The following is a 21747-nucleotide window of genomic DNA, read 5'->3' on the forward strand; positions in this document are numbered from 1 at the left end:
GGCGTACGCTATGCTCCTCCAGTCGAAACCATCTGGAGAGCAATTCATGACACCGCCCAATTTCGTCATCCTCTATGTCGACAAGCCTGAGCAAAGCGGCGCCTTCTACAGCGCGCTGCTTGGGCGGCAGCCGGTCGAGACCTCGCCGACCTTCGTGCTGTTCGTGCTCGACAACGGCTTCAAGCTCGGCCTCTGGTCGCGTCACACCGTGGAGCCGGCCGCCCCCCCCGCCGGGGGCGGCGCCGAGATCGTCTTTGCACTGGACACGCCGGATGCCGTCGACGCCACCCATGCCGAGTGGGCCGGCCGCGGGCTGAAAATTCTGCAGACGCCGACCGACATGGATTTCGGCCGCACCTTCGTCGCGCTTGATCCCGACAGCCACCGGCTGCGGGTCTATTGGCAAAGGGAGTAAGGGAGGAGGGCAGTAGGGGAGTAGGGGAGTAGGGGAGTAGGGCAGTAAGGCAGTAAGGCAGTAAGTGAGTACATAACAGGAAATATAGCTGGCGCGGCGCCGCACGATCAGTACGGTTTCCTACTCCCCTACTCCCCTACTCCCCTACTCCCCTACTCCCCTACTCTTGCCCGATACACGGCAATGCCGGCGGCGAGGTCCTCGAGGGCTGCGCCGACCGACTTAAACAGCGTGATCTCGTCGTCGTTCTGCCGGCCTTTTTTCTGGCCGCGCGCCAGTTCATAGAGGTCGGCGACGATGGCTTCCGGCTTCAGAACGCCGGAGGCCAGCGGCTGGACGATATCGCCGGCTTCCTTGGTGGCGCCGGCGCGGGTGTCGACATAGACGCGGGCGCGTACGATCGCGTCGTCGTCGCTTTCGCGCATCGCCGGTGTGAAGCCGCCGACCAGATCGACATGGGCGCCGGGCTTCAAGAGTGCCCCCGTGATCAGGGGCGTGGTGGTGATGGTCGCCGACGATACGATATCGGCCTTTCCGAGTTCGGCGTCGAGATCGCCTGCTGCTTCGGCCGAAAAACCCTCGGCACGCAATTTTGCCGCGACCTTTTCGGCATTGGCCGGCGTGCGGTTCCAGATGCGGATGTTCTTGATCGGACGCACCGTCGAATGCGCCTTTGCAAGGAATGGCGACAGCGCGCCGGCGCCGACCACCAGCAGCCGCGATGCGTCCTTGCGGGCCAGATAGGAGGCGGCCAGCGCCGAGGCGCAGGCCGTGCGCCACTGCGTCAGCCTCTGGCCATCGATCAACGCCTGCGGCTCGCCGGTGGCGCCGTCGAGCAACAGGTAAAGCCCCATCACCGCGGGCTTGCCGATGGCATTGTTGTCGGGCGACACCGTGACGATCTTGACGCCGATATGGCCATCGGCCGAGGTGCCGGCTGCGTTGAAGTCGGTCCAGGCCGGCATCAAAAGCAGCGTCGAGGCGGCGCCATCGGGCCGCTCGACCGTGTGATGGTGCCTGACCGGCTGCACGGCGCCGTCGCGAAAAGCGGCGCGCAACGTCTCGACCAGCCCGGAAAAGGTCAGCGCGCGGTCGACCTCGGCGGCGGAAATCGTCAGCATGAAAGGCTCCGTAGAGAAATAGGCCAGCTGCGCTTCAGGGAGCCGCGGCTCAGTTCATCGGCTTCGGCAAGGCCGGGCCCTGCGACGCGGTGGGCGCACGGCTGACCGCCTGACGCAGGTTCTCGGCCTCGGCGCCGCGCTGGCGCGCCAGCTTGCGGTAGCGGCCCTGCTTGATCCAGGTCGCCAGGCTGCCGACGATCATACCGATGGCCAGCGCCAGGAACAGGAAAATGAAGAGCGGCACGGTCAGCGTCAGCGCCGGATTGCCGGGATTGAACGGATCGAGTGTGAAGGCCACCGGTTCGCGGTTGGCGACGGCCAACGCAATCAGGATGACGGCCAGCGGCACGAAAACCACGATGAGGAGAAAGCGATTGAACATGTTTTTCCGTTCGGAAGAAAAGGCAGGAGCGGTGGCGGGTGCCGCGCCTATTTGCCTCCGTTCAGCCTTTCACGCAATTCCTTGCCGGTCTTGAAGAACGGTACCCATTTCTCCTCGACCTCTACGGATTCGCCGGTGCGCGGGTTGCGGCCTGTGCGGGCAGGGCGGTTTTTCACCGAAAACGCGCCGAAGCCGCGCAACTCGACCCGGTTGCCCTCGGCAAGCGCGTCGGTGATTTCATCGAAGATGGCGCTGACAATGTTTTCGACGTCGCGCAGGAAAAGATGCGGATTGCGCGTGGCGATGATCTGCACAAGTTCGGATTTGATCATGAAAAGGCTCCCCGTGAAAGCAGTGCCGCCGAAATTATCAGAATGATTTTATTTGCTTTTTCACTCGTCCCAAGCGGTTCCTCAAGGGTGCCAGACGGAAACGAGACCGTCAAGAAACAAGCGGTCCACTCCAATTTCGTGAAGGACGTCGCCGCCATGGCCGGGCAGGCCAAGCGCAGCGCCGACGGTCTGCGCCATCGCCTTGGAGAACAGAAAACCACCACGTTTTTCCGTGTCCTTCCATTCCACCACCTTGAGCTTGGCATCGACACCCTTGCCTGCAAGCCAGTCGATCGCTTCGGCCTCGCCGCCGACCGCGTCGATCAATTTGTTGGTGACCGCCTGCCGGCCGGTGAAGATCGACCCGTCTGCGAGCGCCAGCGCCTCCGGCTTGGTCATGTTGCGGCGCTCGGCGACGATGCCGACGAACCAGTCGTAGCTGTCGAGGATGAGCTTGCGGACCATGGCGCGCTCATCGTCATTGGTCGGCTTGAAGGGAGAAGGCGAGGCCTTCAAGGGCGAAGATTTCACCTCCTCCAGCTTGACGCCGAGCTTGTCCATGAGGCCGCTGACGTCCGGGTACTGGATCAGCACGCCGATCGACCCGACGATCGAGGATTTGCGTGCGACAATATGGTCGGCCGCAGTGGCGATCATGTAGCCCGCCGAAGCCGCGAGCGTGCCCACCTCGGCCACCACCGGCTTGTCGGCGGCGAGCTTGCGCACTGCCTCATAGATCGACTCGCCACCGACGGTGGTGCCGCCGGGTGAATCGATCGACAGGATCACAGCCTTGACGCGCGGCGACTGACGGATGGCCTCCAGCCGCTTGATCAGTTCTTCGTCTTCGGTGATGGTACCTTCGATCTTGACCTTGGCGATGTGGTCGACAGCCGCGCCGGTGAAGTCGTCACCATAGATCCACGCCGAAAAGGCGATCAGCCCGGCTGCGGCGACGATGATCGCCGCAACACGCCAGAATGTCAGCTTGCGGCGCAAGCGGCGGCGGTCGATCAGGTCGTCGGCTCTCAATGCCATGGTCAGCCTCGTAGTCGGTGGGAGCAGATGCTTTTAAAGCAACCATTGGCGCCCGGCTACCGTTTCCTGACGGCCTTGCGCCAAAGGCCGTTAGGCATTCGCGGCAAGCCTCAACCTGTCACGTTCCACAGGCTCTAACACTGTGCCCCCATATCTGGTATGAGGTACAGGCTGCGCTGGGGCCATTTTCATAGTACAGGGGCGGCTGTCACATTTTTGCGGTTTTCCTCGGCTTGTGCTTGCTTGAGGGCGCCGGCACCCCACCTATAGGGCGGCCTGGCGGGCAGGGGTTTAGAAGAAGCAGTCATGTTAGCGGGACCAATCGAACCGACCAACACCGAGACGGAGTTGGCTCCCAAGGCCGCAGGCCGGGCGCGGGTCGACGCGTTTGACATTGCGCAGCGTCATTCGCGCCGGGTCCGGATCCTCAAGCTGGCCGTGCCGCTGGTCGCTGCCGTGATCGCGGTCGCGTTTCCGGTCTATTCCTATCTCATGGCTCCCGTTGCAATCGAGGTGCAGGCCGACGGCGGCGCTTTTGCCGATGGCAAGCTGGTGATGGCCAACCCCAAGCTCAACGGCTTCACCAAACAGAACCTGCCCTATTCGATGACAGCCCTGCGCGCCATACAGGATGTCAGCAAACAGGGCATCATCGATCTGGAAGGCATCAAGGCCAAGCTGCCGATTGCGGCCGACAACACGGCCGCCATCGATGCCACGCACGGCACCTACGATCGCGACGGCAACACGCTCAGCCTGACCAGCGACGTGACCGTGTCGACCACGGATGGTGTGGTGGCAAAATTCAAATCAGTCTATCTCGACATGGGCGAAGGCACTATGAAGACAAGCGAGCCCGTCGATGTCAGCCGCGGCGGGTCGCGGATCAGGGCGGATTCGATGTCGGTCCAGGACAATGGCAAGGTCCTGGTTTTCGAGAACAAGGTGCGCGTCGACATCGATCCCGCCAGTTTGAAGGCGGCAGAGGCAAAGAGCGGAGAGACCAATGCGGTTCAGTAGTTCGGCACGGCGCCTCGCCGCGATTTCGGCGTTGACGCTTGGGTTGCCCTTGGGGCTGACCTTCGGGACGGCGCCGTCGCTGGCCCAATCCAGTGCCACCAGCCAAATGTCCGGCCTCAGGCTGTCGGGCGACAAGCCTATCCAGATCGAAAGCGACAAGCTCGAGGTGCGCCAGGCGGAAAGCGTCGCCGTCTTCACCGGCAACGTCAACGTCGTCCAGGGTCCAACCGTGCTCAAGGCCGGCAAAATGACGGTCTATTACGTCAGGGATGCAGGCGCCGCTAAAGGCGCCCAGCCCGCGGGTGCCGCGGCAATGACCGGATCCGCCAACATCGACCATCTCGAGGTCGACGATAAGGTCTACATCAAATCGGACAATCAGGTTGCCACTGGCGACCGCGGCACCTTCGACATGAAGACCGAAGTGCTGGTGCTTTCGGGCAGCAAGGTCGTGCTCTCGCAAGGCGACAACGTGCTTGTCGGCTGCAAGCTTACCGTGCAGATGAAGAGCGGCCTTGCCCAGGTCGACGCTTGCGGCGGCCGCGTCATGATGTCGATCACGCCGCCTGCGAAGTCTGGAGCAGCGAAACCCTGATGACCGGCATATCGTCGCTGCTGGCGCGTCTTCCAGGGCGCGCCGCCAGCAAACTTGCGGCACCGGCCAGGATCACCGTCGAAGCGGCAAAGTTCAAGGGAACCTTGATCGCCAAAGGGCTGACCAAAAGCTACAAGGGCCGCAAAGTCGTCAGCGGCGTGACGCTGGGCGTGCGCGCCGGCGAGGCGGTTGGGCTGCTCGGCCCCAACGGCGCCGGCAAGACGACCTGTTTCTACATGGTGACCGGCCTGGTGCCGGTCGATGAAGGCACGATCGAAATTGACGGTTTCGACGTCACGTCGATGCCGATGTATCGCCGCGCTCGTCTCGGCATCGGCTATCTGCCGCAGGAAGCCTCGATTTTTCGCGGCCTGAATGTCGAGCAAAACATCCGGGCCGTGCTCGAAGTGGTCGAAAAGAGCCGCAAGGAGCGTGAGCGCCTGCTCGACGAATTGCTCGAGGAATTCCATATTAGCCATCTGCGCAAGGCTCCGTCGCTGTCGCTCTCCGGCGGTGAGCGGCGACGCCTCGAAATTGCTCGTGCGTTGGCAACCCGCCCTGCCTACATGCTGCTCGACGAACCTTTCGCCGGCATCGATCCGATCGCCGTCGCCGACATCCAGCAGCTCGTGCGCCACTTGACGGCACGTGGCATCGGCGTGCTGATCACCGACCATAATGTCCGCGAGACGCTTGGCCTGATCGACCGCGCCTACATCATCCATGCCGGCCAGGTGCTGACCCATGGGCGTGCCGACGAAGTGGTGGCAAATGCCGATGTGCGGCGGCTTTATCTCGGCGAGGGATTTACGCTCTAAGTGCGAAATTCCGGTTCGAGCGGGATTTCCGGCGTAGTCCAGCAGCTTTTTCTTCAATTTTCTGCCTGAAAACGCGCCGGCAGGCGAGTTTTACCGCTCCTCGCCTTGACAAGCAAAAGCCGGGCCAGTTTCTATGCTGGCCTGGAAAATTCCTTCCAGCAGTGCGGGTGCGTAGACGGAGCGTTTGAAACCGAACCATGGCGTTGGCGGCAAAACTACAGCTACGACAGTCGCAGTCGCTGGTGATGACGCCGCAGCTGATGCAGTCGATCCGCCTGCTGCAGTTCACCCATCTCGAGCTGGAACGCTTCATCGACGACGAGATCGAACGCAATCCCCTGCTGGAACGCGCCGAACCGCAGGAGGACGCCGCCAGCGACCAGGCGCAGAAGGGCGACGCTGCACCGGAACCGGCTGCCGACGGCGACTGGTTCGAAGCGGAGACGGCGTGGAGCGCCGAGGCGATCTCGGAAAAGCTCGATACGTCGCTGGAAAACCTGTTTCCCGACGATCCTGGTACGAGCGAGCGGCTCGGGCCCGACCTGACGGCGCAATGGAAATCGGCGTCCGGCAACGGTTCCACCTCTTCCTCCGACGGCTTCGACGTCGCGGATATGGCGGCGGCTGCCATCACGCTGCGCGACCATGTCGGCGAGCAGGTGGCGCTCGCCTTTGCCGATCCGGCGACGCGCCTGATCGCTAGCGAGCTTGCCGACGGCCTCGACGAGGCCGGCTACATGCGTGCCGACATGGCCGAGATCGCGGCCCGCCTCGGCGCGGACGCCACGGCGGTGGCAAAGGTCCTGGCGGTCTGCCAGACATTCGAGCCGGCCGGCATCTTCGCCCGCGACCTCGCCGAATGCCTGTTGCTGCAGCTTGCCGTGCGCGACCGGCTCGATCCGGCGATGAAGGCGCTGATCGCCAATCTCGAACTTCTGGCACGTCGCGATTTCCAGACGCTGAAGCGGATTTGCGGTGTCGACGAGGAGGATCTGCTCGACATGCTGGCTGAGATCCGGGCGCTCGACCCGCGGCCGGGAATGGCGTTTTCGCGCGGTGCCAGCGATGCGATCGTGGCCGACGTTGAGGTGCGCGCAGCCAATGACGGCAGCTGGACGGTCGAACTCAATGCCGAGACGCTGCCGCGTGTACTGGTCGATCACATCTATTTCGCCCAGGTCACGCCGCATGCGAAAAACCAAGCCGAAAAGGATTTCCTCGCCGAATGCCTGCAGAACGCCAACTGGCTCACGCGCAGCCTCGACCAGCGGGCGAAGACCATTCTCAAGGTGGCCTCCGAGATCGTGCGCCAGCAGGACGCTTTTCTCGTCCACGGCGTGCGGCACCTGAAGCCGCTCAACCTGCGCACGGTGGCGGACGCCATCGGCATGCACGAATCAACGGTCAGCCGGGTCACGGCAAACAAATACATGCTGACGCCGCGCGGTGTGTTCGAGCTGCGCTATTTCTTCACCGCCTCGATCGCTTCGTCTGGTGGCGGCGATGCGCATTCGTCGGAAGCGGTGCGCGACCGCATAAAGCAGTTGATCGACGAGGAGAAAGCCGTCGATGTGCTTTCCGACGATGCCATCGTGGACATGCTGCGGGAAAGCGGCGTCGACATCGCCAGGCGCACGGTGGCCAAATACCGGGAAGGCATGAACATACCCTCTTCGGTGCAGCGGCGGCGCGAAAAACGCGCTTTGGCCAGCGCCGGCCGTTGAGCTCCGGCGGAATTTCCACGGCTTTCGCCCTTCATTGACAAGCGGCAACGAAGTGGCTAGAAGCCCGCCCGCATGAGACGGGCTGGCGAGTGGATTTGAGTTCGCTGATGCCCGCACGAGAGATGGTCCGTCACGACGTAGGCCACGGGACGGCCAAGAAGGCGGCTTGTGATCAACCGGAAAGTTCGGATCTAAAATCGGCGCAAGTGACGCCGCAAAAGCTTGTGCGCACGGACCACGAGTATAAACTCGGGACAGTTTGAAGCCTGAGCAAGGAAGGTCAGTTTTCAGATGACACTGCGCATATCGGGAAAACACATGGATATCGGCGATGCGTTCCGTACGCGCATCAACGACCGTGTCGGCGAAGTGATCGGGAAATATTTCGATCGGGGCTTTTCAGGGCAAATCGTAGTCGTCAAATCGGGGTCGCGCTACACGGCCGATTGCATGATCCGGCTGGATTCCGGTGCTTCGCTGCAGGCGACCGGCGATGCCCAGGATCCAACGCTTGCCTTCGATACCGCGGCAGACCGTCTGGAAACACGCCTCAGGCGCTACAAGCGCCGGCTGAAGTCGCACAATTCAGGCAACAGCAACGGCGAGCTCACCGACGTCGCCTATACGGTGATGGCGCCGCTTGCCGACGACGAGGAGGACATACCGGAGAATTTCGCGCCGGCCATCGTCGCCGAATCGACCATGACGCTGCGGACCATGTCGGTGGCGTCAGCAGTGATCGAACTCGACACCAAGGACAGCCCGGTCCTGGTCTTCCGCAATGCCGGAAACGACCATCTCAACATCGTCTATCGCCGGCCGGACGGGAATATTGGCTGGATTGACCCGTCCACGGCCAAGGTCGCGCAGGGGTAAAAACCAGCCGCACGCGAGCGTGGGGACTGGCGACGGCAGGCGAACAAGGGATTTCAAGCATGGATCTGAGCGATCTCGTCAGCGTTCCGGCAATCATGCCGACGTTGAAGGCGAACTCCAAAAAGCAGCTGCTGCAACTGCTGTCCGAAAGGGCGGCGGCGATTTCCGGCATTCCGGAGCGAGAGGTGTTCGACACCATCCTGCAACGCGAGCGGCTCGGCTCGACCGGCGTCGGCAACGGCATCGCCATTCCGCACGGCAAGCTGGCCGGGGTGAAGCGGATCGCCGGCGTTTTTGCCCGGCTGGAGACACCGGTGGACTTCGAGGCCCTCGATGATCAGCCGGTCGACCTGGTGTTTCTGCTTTTGGCTCCCGAAGGTGCCGGCGCCGACCACCTCAAGGCGCTGTCGCGCATCGCGCGGGTGCTGCGCGATGCCGACACGGTTGCCAAGATCAGGGGCACGCGCGACGCCGTGGCCATCCATGCGCTGCTGTCGGACACGCAGGCCTCGCACGCCGCCTGAGGTTTTGATTAAATCCATTGAAGGGCCGCCGTGAGCGGCCCTGTCCGTTGCCAACCAGATCGCTGCGCCGTATTTGTCAGTGGATAGCGACGTTAGTGGATAGCGACCGGGGTCAGATCGTTTTCCAGCGCGCCAGCCAGTGCCCGGTCGCGAGCGTCCGAAAGCAGGATCGGCTGGCCATTGGCGGCAAACAGGGCCCACAGTTCCAGCCCGGGGGCGATTTCGCCGAGACCCGGGAAACGGCCGCGCAGATCGTCGCTCGACACTTTCCTGAGATAGGCGACCGAACCTTCGCCGAGATGGGCGAATTCGCCGCTGGTCATAATGATATTTTCGTTAGTTCTGGTCATTTCAAGCCTCCTTGCCGCGAGACGCCGCTCAAGGCCATCCCGCATGAGAGCTATCGGCAAAAATCAGTCTTTCACCGATATGTTTATTTTTCGTACCAGCCGTTCGGATTCCGGCCGATCGAGATCGATCGACAGAAGGCCGTTCTTCAATTCCGCCGCAATCACCCGCATGCCGTCGGCCAGCACGAAGCAGCGCTGGAACTGGCGCGCGGCGATGCCGCGGTGGAGGAATTCGCGCTCGGTGTCGTCGTTCTGACGGCCGCGCACGACCAACTGGTTCTCCTCCGTTGTGACATCGAGATCGCTTTCCGCGAAACCGGCGACAGCGAGCGTGATACGCAGCCTTTCGGTTTTGCCGTCGGCACCGCTGAGGCGCTCGATGTTGTAGGGAGGATAGCTGTCACCGGACTTTGCCAACCGCTCCAGCGTCTTTTCCATGGAATCGAAACCGAGGAGAAGCGGGCTGGAAAAAGGCGTCATTCGGCTCATGTTACAGTGTCCTCTCAAGAGCGACATAAAGTGGAAAAACCCGGATGGCATTTTTCCCGATGGTCTTGATATGGTCCGCCGCCCGGCAGACTTCAAGCCGTCACACGTCCCGCCCAAAAAGACTTGCCAAAACAAGGAATTGAAATGCCCCAATCCCGCAGGATCATCATCGACACTGACCCCGGCCAGGACGATGCCGTCGCCATATTGCTGGCGCTGGGCAGCGCCGAGCTGGAGATCGTCGGCATCACCGCGGTGGCCGGCAACGTGCCGTTGAAACTTACCGAAAAAAACGCCCGCAAGATCTGCGAGCTGGCCGGCCGGCCGGACGTCAAGGTCTATGCAGGCGCCATCCGGCCGCTGGCGCGCGAACTGGTCACCGCCGAGGAAGTGCATGGCAAGACCGGCCTCAACGGACCACAACTGCCCGAACCAAAGATGAAGCTGCAGGACGAGTATGCGGTCGATTTCATCGTCGAGACGCTGATGAGGGAGGAGAGCGGCACGATCACGCTTTGCGCGCTCGGGCCGCTCACCAACGTTGCGCTGGCGCTGATCCGCGAGCCGAAAATCGCGCCGCGCATCAAGGAGATCGTGCTGATGGGCGGCGGCTTCTTCGAGGGCGGCAATGTCACGCCGACCGCCGAATTCAACATCTATGTCGACCCGCATGCCGCCGATGTCGTGTTCAAATCGGGCATTCCGATCGTGATGATGCCGCTCGACGTCACCCACAAGGCGCTGACCACCGCCAAGCGCACGAAGGCCTTCCGCAAGCTCGGCACCAGGGTCGGCACGGCCACCGCGGACATGCTGGAATTCTTCGAACGTTTCGACGAGGAAAAATACGGCACCGATGGCGGCCCGCTGCACGATCCTTGCGTCATCGCCTATCTGTTGAAGCCGAAGCTGTTCAAGGGCCGCAACTGCAATGTCAGCGTGGAAACCGCCTCGGAGCTCACCATGGGCATGACGGTTATCGACTGGTGGGGAGTGACCAAGCGGCCGAAGAACGCGATGGTGATGCGTGACATCGACCATGATGCGTTTTTCGAGCTGTTGCTGGAAAGGCTGGGGCGGCTTTAGGGCCGTCTTTCATTCCCGAAGCAGACGATACGTTTCGGTTTCGTTCACGCGACGCTGTCGCTCAATCAAAACTTGCGAGCCGATGGCGCGCGGCGCGCTCGGGTCGCCATATACGAACACCAAGAGATTATTTTCTTCGAGGCGGATTCCGTAGAGATAGCGGAATCCGTCACCGACCGCACCTTCGGGATTTGGGGAAGCGTTGAGGACGTTAACCACAGTGCCTGGCACGCGCTCCACATCGATGATGGGGCTGCTCCGCCTTGCAATCAGTGCGCCGATTGCCAAAATGCAGACGCCCACCACAAGGCTGGTGGTGATGATGCCCCGGAGGTTTTCCCGCAGTATCAGCAAGGTGAAGGCCAGCCGCGCTCTTGTCATGGTTCAATTTGCAAACCGGTAAAAGACGAAGCCATTGTCGCGCGTTACCCGCTCGATGCCGACGCGCGAGTCGATCAGATGCGGGAGGTCGTCGTAAACCAGGACCGTCGAACCGTTCTCAAGGACCAGCAGATATTGGATATTCTGCCCTTTACCCTGTCCACTTTTGATCGTTGCATCGACCGGGTCGACCGACCGGATCGGACTTGCGTCATTCGCCCATTTGTTCAGAACCGACGGAACCATCGCCGCGAACAAAGCGATGAACAGAATCACGCCAAACGCGTTCCTTTTCAAATCCGCATAAGTCCACGGCATAGACATGAATCCCCACTGTTGATTCATGTGGTGGCCTGAAGGCCGACTTTCAATCGGCCTTCCTATTCCAGGATGTTGCTGTTGGCGTCGCCGGACTCGCGGCCGTTACTTCGCCTTGGAAAACGCCAGCCAAAGGCCGCCGCCGACCAGGAAGCTGCCGCTGATTCGCGACAGCAGCCTGACGCGGCCGGCCGACAGCAGGCGTCCGGCGCGGCCGGCGGCCAGCGCGTAGGTCGAATCCGAGACGGCGGCGAAGATCATGGCGGTGAGACCCATGACGCCGATCTGTAATGCGTAATTGCCTTCAGGCGCGATGAACTGCGGAAAGAAGGCGCCGAAGAACACCAGCGTCTTCGGATTGCTGATCGCCACCAGCAGCCCCTGCAAAAAGAAGCCGCCGCGCGGTCTTTTTGCCGATCCGTCGGCGTTCAGCTTGCCTTTCGAGCGAAACATCTGCACGCCCATCCAGATCAGGTAGGCAGCGCCAATCAGCCGGACCCATTCGAACCAGTGGCCCATGCCGGCGATCAGCGATGTCAGCCCGATGCCGACGATGGCGATCATGATGGCCAGTCCGGCCTGGGTGCCGGCGACATTGGCGAGCCCGGCGCGCGAGCCGTGGCGGATGCTGTTGGCGATGATCAGCGTCACCGTCGGCCCCGGCACCAGGATGATGACGATGCAGGCGACGACATAGGTGGCGTAGAGTTCCAGCGACATTTTTTCCCTCCGCAGAATGCCGCTCGTGCGGCGCGCTGTTGCGATCAATGCATGGCGATGAGTTGCGTGCAAGTCGGCGAGGCGCCGACAATGCGGAGCTGATGTCAGCAGGCGCCGGCCTGCCACGGCAGTGTTGCCTCATAGGCGGCAGCCGCCATCAGCACCGAGAGGTCACCGCGCGGCCGCCCGATCAATTGCATGCCCATTGGCCTGCCCCTGGCGTCGAAGCCCACCGGCACGTTGACCGCCGGGCAGCCGCCCAGCGTGGCGAGCGCTGAGACCTGCATCCAGCGATGATAGCTGTCCATGGCACGCCCCGCCACTTCCCTTGGCCAGTGGGTGACGACATCGAAGGGAAAGACCTGTGCGGCTGGCAGCGCAATCAGGTCGAAACGCTCGAAGAGCGATAGCAGCATTCGATGCCAGGACGAGCGCCTCACCGTTGCGGCGTGGATCTGTGGCGCGGTGAGGCGCAGTGCATGTTCCACCTCCCACACGGCCTCCGGCTTCAGCAGACTGCGTTTCAAGGGATCGTCGTAATGCGCCTTGAGCGCACAACCGCTGCTCGCCTGGCGAAGCGTTACAAAGGCCTGCCACAGCGCTTCGAAGTCGAATTCCGGCATCAGCGGCTCGGCCTCGAAGGATACATCCGCGAATCGACCGAGTGCGGCCTCGCAAAGCTGTAGAATGCCTGCTTCAACCGGCAGGTGGCCGTCAAGATCGCCGAGCCAGGCGATGCGCCCGCCGGCCGCCGGTGCTTCCAGCCCTTCGAGGAACGAGCCTGGCCTATCATGCGACAGCGGCGCGCGAGGATGATAGCCGGCCTGAACGTCGAGCAGCAACGCCATGTCGCGCACGTTGCGTCCCATCGGCCCTTCGACGCCCATCTGCGCCTGAAACACATCAAGGTCAGGGCCAGCCGGCACCAATCCCTGCGATGGGCGGAAGCCATAGACATTGTTGTAGGCAGCGGGATTACGCAGCGAACCGCCAAAATCGCTGCCATCGGCAACGGGAACCATGTCGAGCGCCAGCGCGACGGCCGCGCCGCCGCTCGAGCCGCCGGCGGTCAGCGCCGGGTCGAACGCGTTGAGCGTCTGTCCGAACACGGTGTTGTAGGTGTTGGAGCCAAGTCCGAATTCGGGAACGTTGGTCTTGCCGATGATGATGGCGCCGGCTTTGCGGACGCGCTCGACGAAGAAGTCGTCTTCCTCAGGCACGAAATCGGCGAAGATCGGCGAGCCGAAGGTGGTTCTCAGGCCTTTTGTCAGCGCAAGGTCCTTAATCGCGATCGGCAGGCCGAACAGCGATCCGGTATCTCCTCCTCGCGCCAGATGGGTGTCAGCGCTGTCGGCCTCGTGCAGGATGTCGGCACGCTCACGCAATGAAACGATAGCGTTGACCAGCGGGTTCACCGCCTCGATCCTGTCGAGGAATACCGCGATCACTTCGCACACCGAAAGTTGCCGGCGCCTGATCTTCTCGGCAAGCTCCACGGCAGACAGGCGGCAGATGTCGCCGGGGGGCGGCACCGCATGCTTCGTGGTCGGGCGCACGGCTGTCATCCCGCTTTAGCCTGCAGATTTCTGCAAGGCGGCATCGACGTCCCTGGCCAGCGGGATGGCCGGCTGTGCACCGGCTTTCAGGCAGGCCAGCGAACCGGCTGCGGCAGCGCGGGCAAGCGCCTGGTCGAGCGGCAGGCCGGCTGCCAGCCCGGCAGCAAAATAGCCGCAGAACGTGTCCCCGGCGCCGACCGTGTCGAGCGGGGTGATCTGCAGCGCCGGAACCATCAGAAGATCGTCCGGCATTGCCGCCAGAACGCCGTCCGGGCCAAGCGTGACGACGATGGTGCGGCCGGTTCTCGCGGCATAGTCGCGCATCCGTGCCGGGCGGTCGCGGCCGCTCAATGACAGCGCCTCGCCATAGAGGTCGAACTCGGTTTCGTTGGCGACGAGATAGTCGGCCTTGCCGAGGAAGCCGGCCGCGTCACTATGGAAAGGTGCGGTGTTGAGCACGGTGATCGCGCCGGCCGTCCTTGCCGCGTCGAGTGCTGCCTCGACGGTCTGCAGCGGGATCTCCAGTTGCAGCAGCACGACGTCGCCGTTTTTCAGGAAAGCTTTGGAAAGGTCACCCGGCACGACCGAATCATTGGCGCCCGCCACAACGGCGATCACGTTCTCGCCGTCGGCGCCGACCATGATCAGCGCAGTACCGGTCGAGGCAAAGGTCTCGCCGACGCCGGACAGGTCGATCTTGCCGTCGCGCAGCAGCGCCAGAGCGTCGCTGGCGAAGCTGTCCTTGCCGACTGCGCCGACCATGCGCACCTTGGCGCCGGCGCGGGCGGCGGCCAGCGCCTGGTTGGCGCCTTTGCCGCCGGGGGCAGTGGCGAAACCGGAGCCGCGCACGGTCTCGCCGGGACCGGGCAAGCGGTCGACACTGGCGATGAGGTCGAGATTGATGGAGCCGATGACGACGATCAAGAAGTGCCTCCCGCTAGCGCATATCACTCTAATTGCGCGGGAAGCTACTCCGTAAGATCGCTGCTTGTCACCCTAGCGGTCCTTGCATCGCTCCTGTCGTTCCATTCGTTGGCTATTCAAGAAGAGACCTGTCCCGCCTCCCAGCCGAGGATGGCGCGTTTGCGCGTCAGGCCCCAATGGTAGCCGGTGAGCGCGCCGGACTTGCCGAGAGCCCGGTGGCACGGCACGACGAAGGACATCGGATTGGCACCGACCGCGGCACCGACAGCCCGGCTGGCGCTCGGTGCGCCGATGCGCGCGGCGATCGAGGAATAGGTGCAGGCCTGGCCCATCGGAATACGCAGCAAGGCCTCCCAGACACGGACCTGGAAGTCAGTGCCGATCATGACGACGCGCAGCGGCTGGTCGGCGCGCCACAGCGACGGATCGAAGATGCGCGCGGCATAGGGCGCGGTCGCCGCCATGTCCTCGACATAGGTCGCATTCGGCCAGCGGCTGGACATGTCGGCAAAGGCCGCACGCTCGCCGCCGGGGTCGTTGAAGGCGAGGCCGGCAAGGCCGCGGTCCGTCACCATGATCAGCGCGATGCCGAAAGGCGAGATATGATAGCCGTAGCGGATGGTGAGCCCGGCGCCGCGGGTCTTGTAGTCGCCCGGCGACATCGCTTCGTGGGTGACGAACAGATCGTGCAGCCGGCCTGGGCCGGACATGCCGAGTTCGAACGAGGTTTCAAGCAGCGGCATGCCGGCATCGAGCAGTTTGCGCGCATGATCGAGGGTGACGGCCTGCAGAAAAGCCTTGGGCGACAGGCCGGCCCAGCGGGTGAACAGCTTCTGCAGCCCGGTCGGCGTATCGCCGACCTCCTCGGCCAGCACTTCCAACGAAGGCTGGTCGCGATAGTCGAGGCTGATCTTTTCGATGGCACGACGGACGATTTCGTAGTCGCCGCCTTCAGGCGTGATGTCTTTCTGAAGGATTGCTGTCGTTTTGAGAGGCATTTGGGCGTTCATGGCAGTATCTCCTTGAGTGCGAATATCGTCTTTCGCGGCGCCGATCACCACCCGAAACTTGCTTTCCCGCGGCATGTACCCAGATAGAGCTGGCTTTGAATGGGAGGACAATCATGGCCGGCGAGAAGGTGCAGCTGACCAAGGAAAAAGAAACGCTGCTGATCACCGTTTATGGCAAGGCGCTGGAAAGCCGGCTTCCCAACTCGCTGCTGAAAGACCGCTTCGCGGACGAGGCGGTTCGCCGCATCGACTACGACTTCTCGCGGCTCAAGGTCGACAACAATCTCGGCGTCGGTCTGGCGATCCGGGCCAAGACGCTGGACGACTGGGTTTCGGTTTTTCTGGCGAACAACCCGAACGCCATTGTCCTGCATCTCGGCTGCGGGCTGGACACGCGAATATTCCGCATCGATCCGCCGCCCGGCGTGGACTGGTTCGACGTCGATTATGCCGAAGTCATCGAGCTCAGGCGCAAGCTCTATCCGATGCGCGAGCATTATCACCTGATCGGATCATCCGTCACCGAGCCTGGCTGGCTGGACGAAGTGCCCGGCGATCGCCCGGCGATGGTCGTGGCGGAGGGCCTGACACCCTACCTTGCCGCTGACGAGGGCCCAAGGCTGGTTTCGCGGCTTGTGTCGCATCTGGCCAGCGGCGAACTTGTCTGCGATGCCTACAGCGACCTGGGTCTAAAGCTCGTGCGCCTCAACCCGTCGTGCCGCGCCACTGGCGCCGAACTCCACTGGGCCATCAACGATCCGCGCGACTTGGAACGGTCAGTGCCCGGCCTGCGGTTGGTCGAGGAAACCATGGCTTACAAACCCGAACATGCCGCCCGTGTGAGCTGGTTCGCCGGACTGGTCTTTCGCCTCTGGAGCCACATTCCGGCTCTTCGGAGGGTCGGCAGGCTATTGAGATTTCGGTTCTGATCGTCAGCGCGCCTTGGCGGTCGCCAGAGCGCGCGAAAATGCGGCGGCAAAACTCTCGCGGTCGTCGGGGTTGAGAAAGCCGCCGATCGAGACGGTTTTTCCTTGCGCCTCGACCGCCATTCTGGTGATGCCGATCTCGGCGTGGCGGGCGATCGAAAAGCGTGCCCAGAATGGATTGAAGCGATGTGCTTCCGATTTGCCTGACGGGGCAGTCTTGCGGATGTCGAGGCTGGTGCGCGACACCGACACCTCCTCGCGAGCCCGGGCGGCACGATAATTGGCGCGGAAGGCGATATAGACGGCAATAACGTCGAGGCCGAAGAAGCCGAACACCGGCCAGGCGCCGCGCGACAGAAAAAACGCTCCGGTCACCAGCCACCCGAACAGCAGGGCGCCCATCAGGATGGCAAAGCCGGTTTTACCCAGCGACCGGTGCGGTGTCAGCAGCGCCTGGAAGAATGGCTCGTCGGCCTGAAATGAGGCGTTTGTGTCGCTCATTGCAGAATATTATAGGAAGGCAATGACAAGCCCCAAGCCCAAAAACTCTTCGGCGCTAAAAAAAGACCTGTTGCCCGGCCGCCGCGACGGCTCGAACGTCAAGCCGCGTCCGCGGCCGGCAAGATCCCGGGCGCTTTACAGCCTCGCCGAGGTGCATGAGATTTTCCGGCGCTTTTCCGTTCAGCGGCCGGAGCCGAAAGGCGAGCTCGAACATATCAACGCCTTCACGCTGTTGGTGGCGGTGGTGCTTTCGGCGCAAGCGACGGATGCCGGCGTCAACAAGGCGACGCGGGCGCTGTTCAAAATCGCCGACACGCCGCAGAAAATGCTGGCGCTGGGCGAGACCAGGCTCGGCGACCATATCCGCACCATCGGGCTGTGGCGCAACAAGGCCAAGAACGTCATCGCGCTGTCCGAGGCGCTGATCCGTGACCATGGCGGCGAGGTGCCTGAGGATCGCGATCAACTGGTCGAGCTGCCGGGTGTCGGCCGCAAGACCGCCAATGTCGTGCTGAACGTAGCCTTCGGGCAGCATACGATGGCGGTCGACACGCACATCTTCCGCATCGGAAACAGGCTCGGGCTGGCGCCGGGCAAGACGCCGGAACAGGTGGAGCACGGGTTCCTGAAGATCATTCCGGACGAATATATGCAGCATGCCCATCATTGGCTGATCCTGCACGGCCGCTATGTCTGCAAGGCGCGCAAGCCGGATTGCCCAGCCTGCGTCATCGCCGATATCTGCAAGGCCAAGGAAAAGACGACCAGCGTGCCTGCACCGCTGGTCGAGATCGCGCCGCTCGGGTCAGTAGAAGCGGCTGCTGAATCAGTGCCCGCCAAGTGACTCTGAAGTTCCTCCTATGTGGCGCCGTCCACGTTCAGGAACTCTCTTCGACGAACACCTCCTCGCGCTTCTTCCTGACCGCGGGGAGAAACACGATGACGAGCACCGCAAGCGCGATGAGGAGCAGGCTGGCGCTGATCGGCCGCGTCACGAAGGTGCTCGGATCGCCGCGCGAGAGAATCATGGCGCGGCGCAGGTTTTCCTCGAGCAGCGGGCCGAGCACGAAGCCGAGCAGCAGCGGCGCAGGTTCGCAGCGCAGCTTGGTCAGGAGGTAGCCAAGCAAGCCGAAGAAGGCGACGGCATAGAGGTCGTAGACGTTGGTGTTGACGCTGTAAACGCCGATCGAGCAGAACGCCATGATGATCGGGAAGAGCACATAGTAGGGGATCGTAAGAAGTTTCACCCAAAGCCCGATCAGCGGCAGGTTCAAGACAATCAACATCAGATTGCCGATCCACATCGAGGTGATGATACCCCAAAACAGCGCAGGCTGTTCGATGGCGACATTGGGGCCGGGCACGATGCCCTGGATGATCATCGCGCCGATCATCAGCGCCATTACCGGGTTGGCCGGAATGCCGAGCGTCAGCATCGGGATGAAGGAGGTCTGCGCGCCGGCATTGTTGGCCGATTCCGGCCCGGCGACCCCTTCGATGGCGCCCTTGCCGAATTCGCCCGGATTGTTCGAGACACGTTTTTCGACGGTGTATGAGGCAAAGGCGGCAAGGATCGCGCCGCCTCCCGGCAGGATGCCGAGCGCCGAACCGATGATCGTTCCGCGCACGATTGGAGCCGCCATGCGCCGAAAATCGTCGCGGGTCGGCATAAGGCCGGAGATCTTTCGAATCAGCACGGAACGCTCATGCTCGTTTTCGAGGTTGCGCAGTATCTCGGCGACGCCGAAGACGCCGACCGCCACTGCGACGAAATTCAGCCCGTCGGCATATTCGCGGATGCCGAGCGTGAAGCGGGGCGTACCGGTGTAAATATCCGTGCCGACAAGTCCCAGCAGCAGGCCGAGCACGACCATGGCCAGCGCCTTGACGATCGAGCCGTGGGCGAGCGCGACGGACGAGACCAGGCCGACGATCATCAGCGAAAAATATTCGGCCGCGCCGAATCTCAGTGCTATCGCCGTCAGCGGTGGGGCAAAGATGGCGACGAGGAAGGTCGACACCGTGCCGGCAAAGAACGAGCCTATCGCCGCGGTCGCCAGAGCTGCTCCGGCGCGGCCGTTCCTGGCCATCTGGTAGCCGTCGATTGCGGTGACTGCCGACGAGGATTCGCCGGGCATGTTGATGAGAATGGCGGTCGTCGAGCCGCCATACTGCGCGCCGTAATAGATGCCGGCGAGCATGATGAGAGAGGAAACCGGGTCGCCGATCTGGAAGGTGATCGGCAACAGCATGGCGATGGTAGCGGTGGCGCCGATGCCGGGCAGGACGCCAATCAGCGTGCCGAGAAGGACGCCGATCAGGCAGAAACCGAGGTTTGCCAAAGATGTGGCTGTCGAAAAGCCGAGTGCGAGGTTGTTGAGGAGTTCCATTTCATCTCCTCACAACGATAGTGGCAGCCATGGGCCGAAACGCCGGAACGGCAGGCCGAGTGCGTAGCTGAAGACGACGAATGCGAACAGCGTCAGGCCGGCTGACAGGACGAGTGCGGTCAGCGGCTTCATACGGCCGCTACCGAACGATGCGATCAGCGCCGTCAGGAAGATCGACGGGATGAAACCGAGGCCGCGCACCGTCAGGCCGAAGAAGATCGGAGCAGGCAGGATGAAAAGCATGCCGCGCCACGCAATGTAACCGATCGGCTCGCTCTCGAAACGCACTGCTTGGACGAGGATGGCGGCGCCAAGCAGGATCAGCACGATCGCCAGCACCAGCGGGAAATAGCCCGGCCCCATGCGAAAGGCGGTGCCGATTTCGAGGCCCAGCGACTGCAGCGCGAAAAAGGCGCCAATAAAGATCAACAGCGCGGCGCATATGCCGTTGGTTCTGTCGATTGCGAAAGGTTTCATGGCGTCCTCCCGGCATGCCTCACGGGCGTGCCGATGCCGATGTAAAAAACGGGGCGCTGGCGGCGCCCCGTTAAAATCTTTAGTCGGCGTACTGGCCGGCCGCTTCGATGATCGGCTTCCAGCGCATGATCTCACTTTCCAGCTTGGCCTTGAGCGCGCCCGGCGTGGCATCGGCCCCGGGCGACGGCTTGGTGCCCAGTTCGGCAAATCGGGCGACGACGTTCTCGTCCGTCAGCGCCACCTGCAGAGATTTCGACAGGCGTCCGGTGATCTCGGCCGGGGTGCCCTTGGGTGCATAGATGCCGTGCCAGATGCCGACCTGCACCTGGGGAAGGCCGGCTTCTATCGTCGTCGGCACGTCCGGCAGCACGTCTAGGCGTTGTGGCGAGGTTACGGCATAGGCCTTGATCGTGCCGCCCTGGATCTGCTTGGTGGTATTGGTCGTCTGGTCGCACATGATATCGACCTGGCCGCCGAGAAGATCGGTCATGGCCGGGCCGGTGCCCTTGTAGGGCACGGTGACCAGCGGCGTGCCGATGGCGCTCATGAACAGCATGCCGCACAGATGCGAGGCCGCGCCGATCCCGGCATTGGCGACGGTGACGGTGTCCTTGTTGGCCTTGGCGTAGTCGACCAGTCCCTTCAGATCGGTCGGCTCGAGGTCCTTGCGGGCGACAATGGTCATCGGCACCTCGGTGACGAGGCCGACATATTCGAACGCGTTCAGCGTGTCGTAGGCGAGATTCCTATATAGCGTCGCACTGGTCGCCATGCCGATGTGATGGAGGAGCAGCGTGTAGCCGTCAGGCTCGGCATTCGCGACGCGGCCGGCGCCCAGTGTGCCGCCGGCGCCGCCGACATTCTCGACGATAACCTGCTGGCCGAGGTCCTTCGACATGGCTTCCGCGACAAGACGCGTGACGGTGTCGGTCGGACCGCCGGCCGAAAACGGCACGACAATGGTGATGGTGCGTTCGGGGTAGGTCTGCGCGCCAGCGGCCGACGGATAAAGCATGGCGGCCGCAGCGACAGCCAGCGCGGCGATGAATTTTCGCATCGTGTTTCCTCCCAGAATATGATTACCAACCGCTGCGCGGATTCCTCTAGAACCGACTGTAGATGGAGCAATAACTAGCGCAACCCGACAAATGACAATCGGGCTCAAACGGCAAACTGCACGTTTGTCCGCGCAAATGAGTGGGAAGGTTGGGCCATGCGATGCCCTTCCTCCAACCTATTCTAGTAGCCGTAGCCGCGCGCCATCGCCGCCGCGAACATCGGGATCAATAGGAAGATCAAGGCCTCGGTGCGGACATAGGTGCGAACGGACGCTAGCTCCGCCCCAGGCACCTGGAAGGCCGGATTGGCGACTACCTGCCTATTCCAGGACAGGAAACGGATGGTCGGGACAGTCGACAACAGGCCGACAATGGCGAAAGCGGCCATCTTTGCCCAGAACATCCAATTGTAGACGTAGAATTCCCAGCCCTTGAGACCATAGATGACGCGGCCGATGCCGACGATGATGATCAGCATCGCAATGATGCCGTAGTGGCGGTCGATGCCGACAAGCCGCTTCAGCGTCGCGGCGGACAAGTCGCTGCGGATTAGGACGAATTCGGCGCCGATGATGCCTGCTAGCGAAAACACCAGCAGATGATGGAAGATGGCAAGCACAAGGTCGGTGGTGTCCATGCTGTTTTCCCTGTGTCGGACGGCAGCGCCGAAACCGAACGCGCCTGAACCAGATACTGGTGAAAAACTAACACCGCTT

The 21747-nt window shown here is 62.5% G+C and carries 27 protein-coding genes; 10 read left to right on the forward strand and 17 right to left on the reverse strand.

Features of this window, described 5'->3' with window-relative positions; all coding sequences use genetic code 11:
- Positions 1-46: 46 nt before the first annotated feature.
- Positions 47-415, forward strand: coding sequence for a VOC family protein (locus NKH23_RS05275; protein WP_353034307.1), 369 nt, complete (start codon positions 47-49; stop codon positions 413-415).
- A 152-nt stretch (positions 416-567) separates the two neighbouring features.
- Here NKH23_RS05275 and lhpI read toward each other — a convergent pair whose 3' ends face one another.
- The 4 genes from lhpI to sppA all read right to left on the reverse strand — a co-directional run bounded on the left by lhpI (position 568) and on the right by sppA (position 3288).
- On the reverse strand, positions 568-1536 hold the full coding sequence (lhpI, locus tag NKH23_RS05280) for a bifunctional Delta(1)-pyrroline-2-carboxylate/Delta(1)-piperideine-2-carboxylate reductase (RefSeq protein ID WP_352910619.1): 969 nt from the start codon (positions 1534-1536) through the stop codon (positions 568-570).
- Between the two features lie 49 nt (positions 1537-1585).
- Positions 1586-1918 carry a LapA family protein gene (locus NKH23_RS05285; RefSeq protein ID WP_352910620.1) on the reverse strand — a complete coding sequence of 111 codons (333 nt, stop codon included), beginning with the start codon at positions 1916-1918 and terminating at the stop codon, positions 1586-1588.
- A 47-nt stretch (positions 1919-1965) separates the two neighbouring features.
- Positions 1966-2250 carry an integration host factor subunit beta gene (locus tag NKH23_RS05290; RefSeq protein ID WP_023675261.1) on the reverse strand — a complete coding sequence of 95 codons (285 nt, stop codon included), beginning with the start codon at positions 2248-2250 and terminating at the stop codon, positions 1966-1968.
- A gap of 81 nt (positions 2251-2331) precedes the next feature.
- Entirely contained in the window at positions 2332-3288 is a 957-nt protein-coding gene (sppA, locus tag NKH23_RS05295; RefSeq protein ID WP_292664965.1) for a signal peptide peptidase SppA, read from the reverse strand.
- A 306-nt stretch (positions 3289-3594) separates the two neighbouring features.
- On the opposite strand from sppA, the gene lptC reads away from it, so the two are divergent.
- The 6 genes from lptC to ptsN all read left to right on the forward strand — a co-directional run bounded on the left by lptC (position 3595) and on the right by ptsN (position 8845).
- A complete protein-coding gene (lptC, locus tag NKH23_RS05300) occupies positions 3595-4308 on the forward strand; it encodes an LPS export ABC transporter periplasmic protein LptC (protein ID WP_352910622.1) in 714 nt (237 codons plus the stop codon).
- The gene (locus tag NKH23_RS05305) at positions 4295-4903 is read left to right on the forward strand and encodes an LptA/OstA family protein (RefSeq protein WP_292664963.1); all 609 of its coding nucleotides are present in this window, start codon (positions 4295-4297) and stop codon (positions 4901-4903) included. The genes lptC and NKH23_RS05305 overlap by 14 nt, the downstream gene beginning before the upstream one ends.
- Positions 4903-5721, forward strand: a complete 819-nt coding sequence (lptB, locus tag NKH23_RS05310) for an LPS export ABC transporter ATP-binding protein (protein WP_352910625.1) — start codon at positions 4903-4905, stop codon at positions 5719-5721. The genes NKH23_RS05305 and lptB overlap by 1 nt, the downstream gene beginning before the upstream one ends.
- 197 nt (positions 5722-5918) lie before the next feature.
- Positions 5919-7445, forward strand: coding sequence for an RNA polymerase factor sigma-54 (gene rpoN / locus NKH23_RS05315; RefSeq protein ID WP_352713817.1), 1527 nt, complete (start codon positions 5919-5921; stop codon positions 7443-7445).
- A 291-nt stretch (positions 7446-7736) separates the two neighbouring features.
- The gene (gene hpf / locus NKH23_RS05320; protein ID WP_023675267.1) at positions 7737-8321 is read left to right on the forward strand and encodes a ribosome hibernation-promoting factor, HPF/YfiA family; all 585 of its coding nucleotides are present in this window, start codon (positions 7737-7739) and stop codon (positions 8319-8321) included.
- A gap of 59 nt (positions 8322-8380) precedes the next feature.
- Positions 8381-8845 (forward strand): PTS IIA-like nitrogen regulatory protein PtsN, encoded by a 465-nt coding sequence (gene ptsN / locus NKH23_RS05325; RefSeq protein ID WP_292663270.1) that lies wholly within the window; start codon positions 8381-8383, stop codon positions 8843-8845.
- Between the two features lie 92 nt (positions 8846-8937).
- On the opposite strand, the gene NKH23_RS05330 is transcribed toward ptsN, so the two are convergent.
- Positions 8938-9195 carry a BQ00720 family protein gene (locus tag NKH23_RS05330; RefSeq protein WP_023675269.1) on the reverse strand — a complete coding sequence of 86 codons (258 nt, stop codon included), beginning with the start codon at positions 9193-9195 and terminating at the stop codon, positions 8938-8940.
- A gap of 63 nt (positions 9196-9258) precedes the next feature.
- Positions 9259-9684, reverse strand: a complete 426-nt coding sequence (locus NKH23_RS05335) for an Hsp20 family protein (RefSeq protein WP_023675270.1) — start codon at positions 9682-9684, stop codon at positions 9259-9261.
- A gap of 144 nt (positions 9685-9828) precedes the next feature.
- On the opposite strand from NKH23_RS05335, the gene NKH23_RS05340 reads away from it, so the two are divergent.
- Entirely contained in the window at positions 9829-10770 is a 942-nt protein-coding gene (locus NKH23_RS05340; RefSeq protein WP_352713814.1) for a nucleoside hydrolase, read from the forward strand.
- Between the two features lie 9 nt (positions 10771-10779).
- On the opposite strand, the gene NKH23_RS05345 is transcribed toward NKH23_RS05340, so the two are convergent.
- The 6 genes from NKH23_RS05345 to NKH23_RS05370 form a co-directional block, all read right to left on the reverse strand.
- Positions 10780-11151 (reverse strand): hypothetical protein, encoded by a 372-nt coding sequence (locus NKH23_RS05345; protein ID WP_352713812.1) that lies wholly within the window; start codon positions 11149-11151, stop codon positions 10780-10782.
- Between the two features lie 3 nt (positions 11152-11154).
- A complete protein-coding gene (locus tag NKH23_RS05350; protein ID WP_353025075.1) occupies positions 11155-11496 on the reverse strand; it encodes a hypothetical protein in 342 nt (113 codons plus the stop codon).
- A 78-nt stretch (positions 11497-11574) separates the two neighbouring features.
- A complete protein-coding gene (locus tag NKH23_RS05355) occupies positions 11575-12189 on the reverse strand; it encodes a LysE family translocator (protein WP_352713808.1) in 615 nt (204 codons plus the stop codon).
- 104 nt (positions 12190-12293) lie between these two features.
- Positions 12294-13754, reverse strand: a complete 1461-nt coding sequence (locus tag NKH23_RS05360; protein ID WP_352713806.1) for an amidase — start codon at positions 13752-13754, stop codon at positions 12294-12296.
- 6 nt (positions 13755-13760) lie between these two features.
- Positions 13761-14669 (reverse strand): ribokinase, encoded by a 909-nt coding sequence (locus tag NKH23_RS05365; RefSeq protein WP_353025076.1) that lies wholly within the window; start codon positions 14667-14669, stop codon positions 13761-13763.
- A gap of 116 nt (positions 14670-14785) precedes the next feature.
- Positions 14786-15679, reverse strand: coding sequence for a methylated-DNA--[protein]-cysteine S-methyltransferase (locus NKH23_RS05370; protein ID WP_352713802.1), 894 nt, complete (start codon positions 15677-15679; stop codon positions 14786-14788).
- 113 nt (positions 15680-15792) lie between these two features.
- On the opposite strand from NKH23_RS05370, the gene NKH23_RS05375 reads away from it, so the two are divergent.
- Entirely contained in the window at positions 15793-16608 is an 816-nt protein-coding gene (locus NKH23_RS05375; protein ID WP_352713800.1) for a class I SAM-dependent methyltransferase, read from the forward strand.
- Between the two features lie 3 nt (positions 16609-16611).
- On the opposite strand, the gene NKH23_RS05380 is transcribed toward NKH23_RS05375, so the two are convergent.
- Positions 16612-17106, reverse strand: a complete 495-nt coding sequence (locus tag NKH23_RS05380; protein WP_352713797.1) for a DUF2244 domain-containing protein — start codon at positions 17104-17106, stop codon at positions 16612-16614.
- Positions 17107-17128: 22 nt separating this feature from the next.
- Here NKH23_RS05380 and nth point away from each other — a divergent pair, with 22 nt between their 5' ends.
- Positions 17129-17950 carry an endonuclease III gene (gene nth / locus NKH23_RS05385; RefSeq protein WP_353034311.1) on the forward strand — a complete coding sequence of 274 codons (822 nt, stop codon included), beginning with the start codon at positions 17129-17131 and terminating at the stop codon, positions 17948-17950.
- Positions 17951-17984: 34 nt separating this feature from the next.
- Here the strand turns inward: nth and NKH23_RS05390 are convergent, their stop codons facing one another.
- From NKH23_RS05390 to NKH23_RS05405, 4 genes are all read right to left on the reverse strand, one after another.
- On the reverse strand, positions 17985-19496 hold the full coding sequence (locus tag NKH23_RS05390; RefSeq protein ID WP_352713792.1) for a tripartite tricarboxylate transporter permease: 1512 nt from the start codon (positions 19494-19496) through the stop codon (positions 17985-17987).
- 9 nt (positions 19497-19505) lie between these two features.
- On the reverse strand, positions 19506-19973 hold the full coding sequence (locus NKH23_RS05395) for a tripartite tricarboxylate transporter TctB family protein (protein ID WP_292663247.1): 468 nt from the start codon (positions 19971-19973) through the stop codon (positions 19506-19508).
- A gap of 79 nt (positions 19974-20052) precedes the next feature.
- Positions 20053-21030: a tripartite tricarboxylate transporter substrate-binding protein gene (locus NKH23_RS05400; protein WP_352910641.1), complete on the reverse strand. Its 978-nt coding sequence runs from the start codon at positions 21028-21030 to the stop codon at positions 20053-20055.
- Positions 21031-21212: 182 nt separating this feature from the next.
- Positions 21213-21668, reverse strand: a complete 456-nt coding sequence (locus tag NKH23_RS05405; protein ID WP_352910643.1) for a DUF2214 family protein — start codon at positions 21666-21668, stop codon at positions 21213-21215.
- Between the last annotated feature and the right edge of the window lie 79 nt (positions 21669-21747).

Source organism: Mesorhizobium sp. M1328, from assembly GCF_040318075.1.
In the GTDB taxonomy this organism is placed as follows: Bacteria; Pseudomonadota; Alphaproteobacteria; order Rhizobiales; family Rhizobiaceae; genus Mesorhizobium.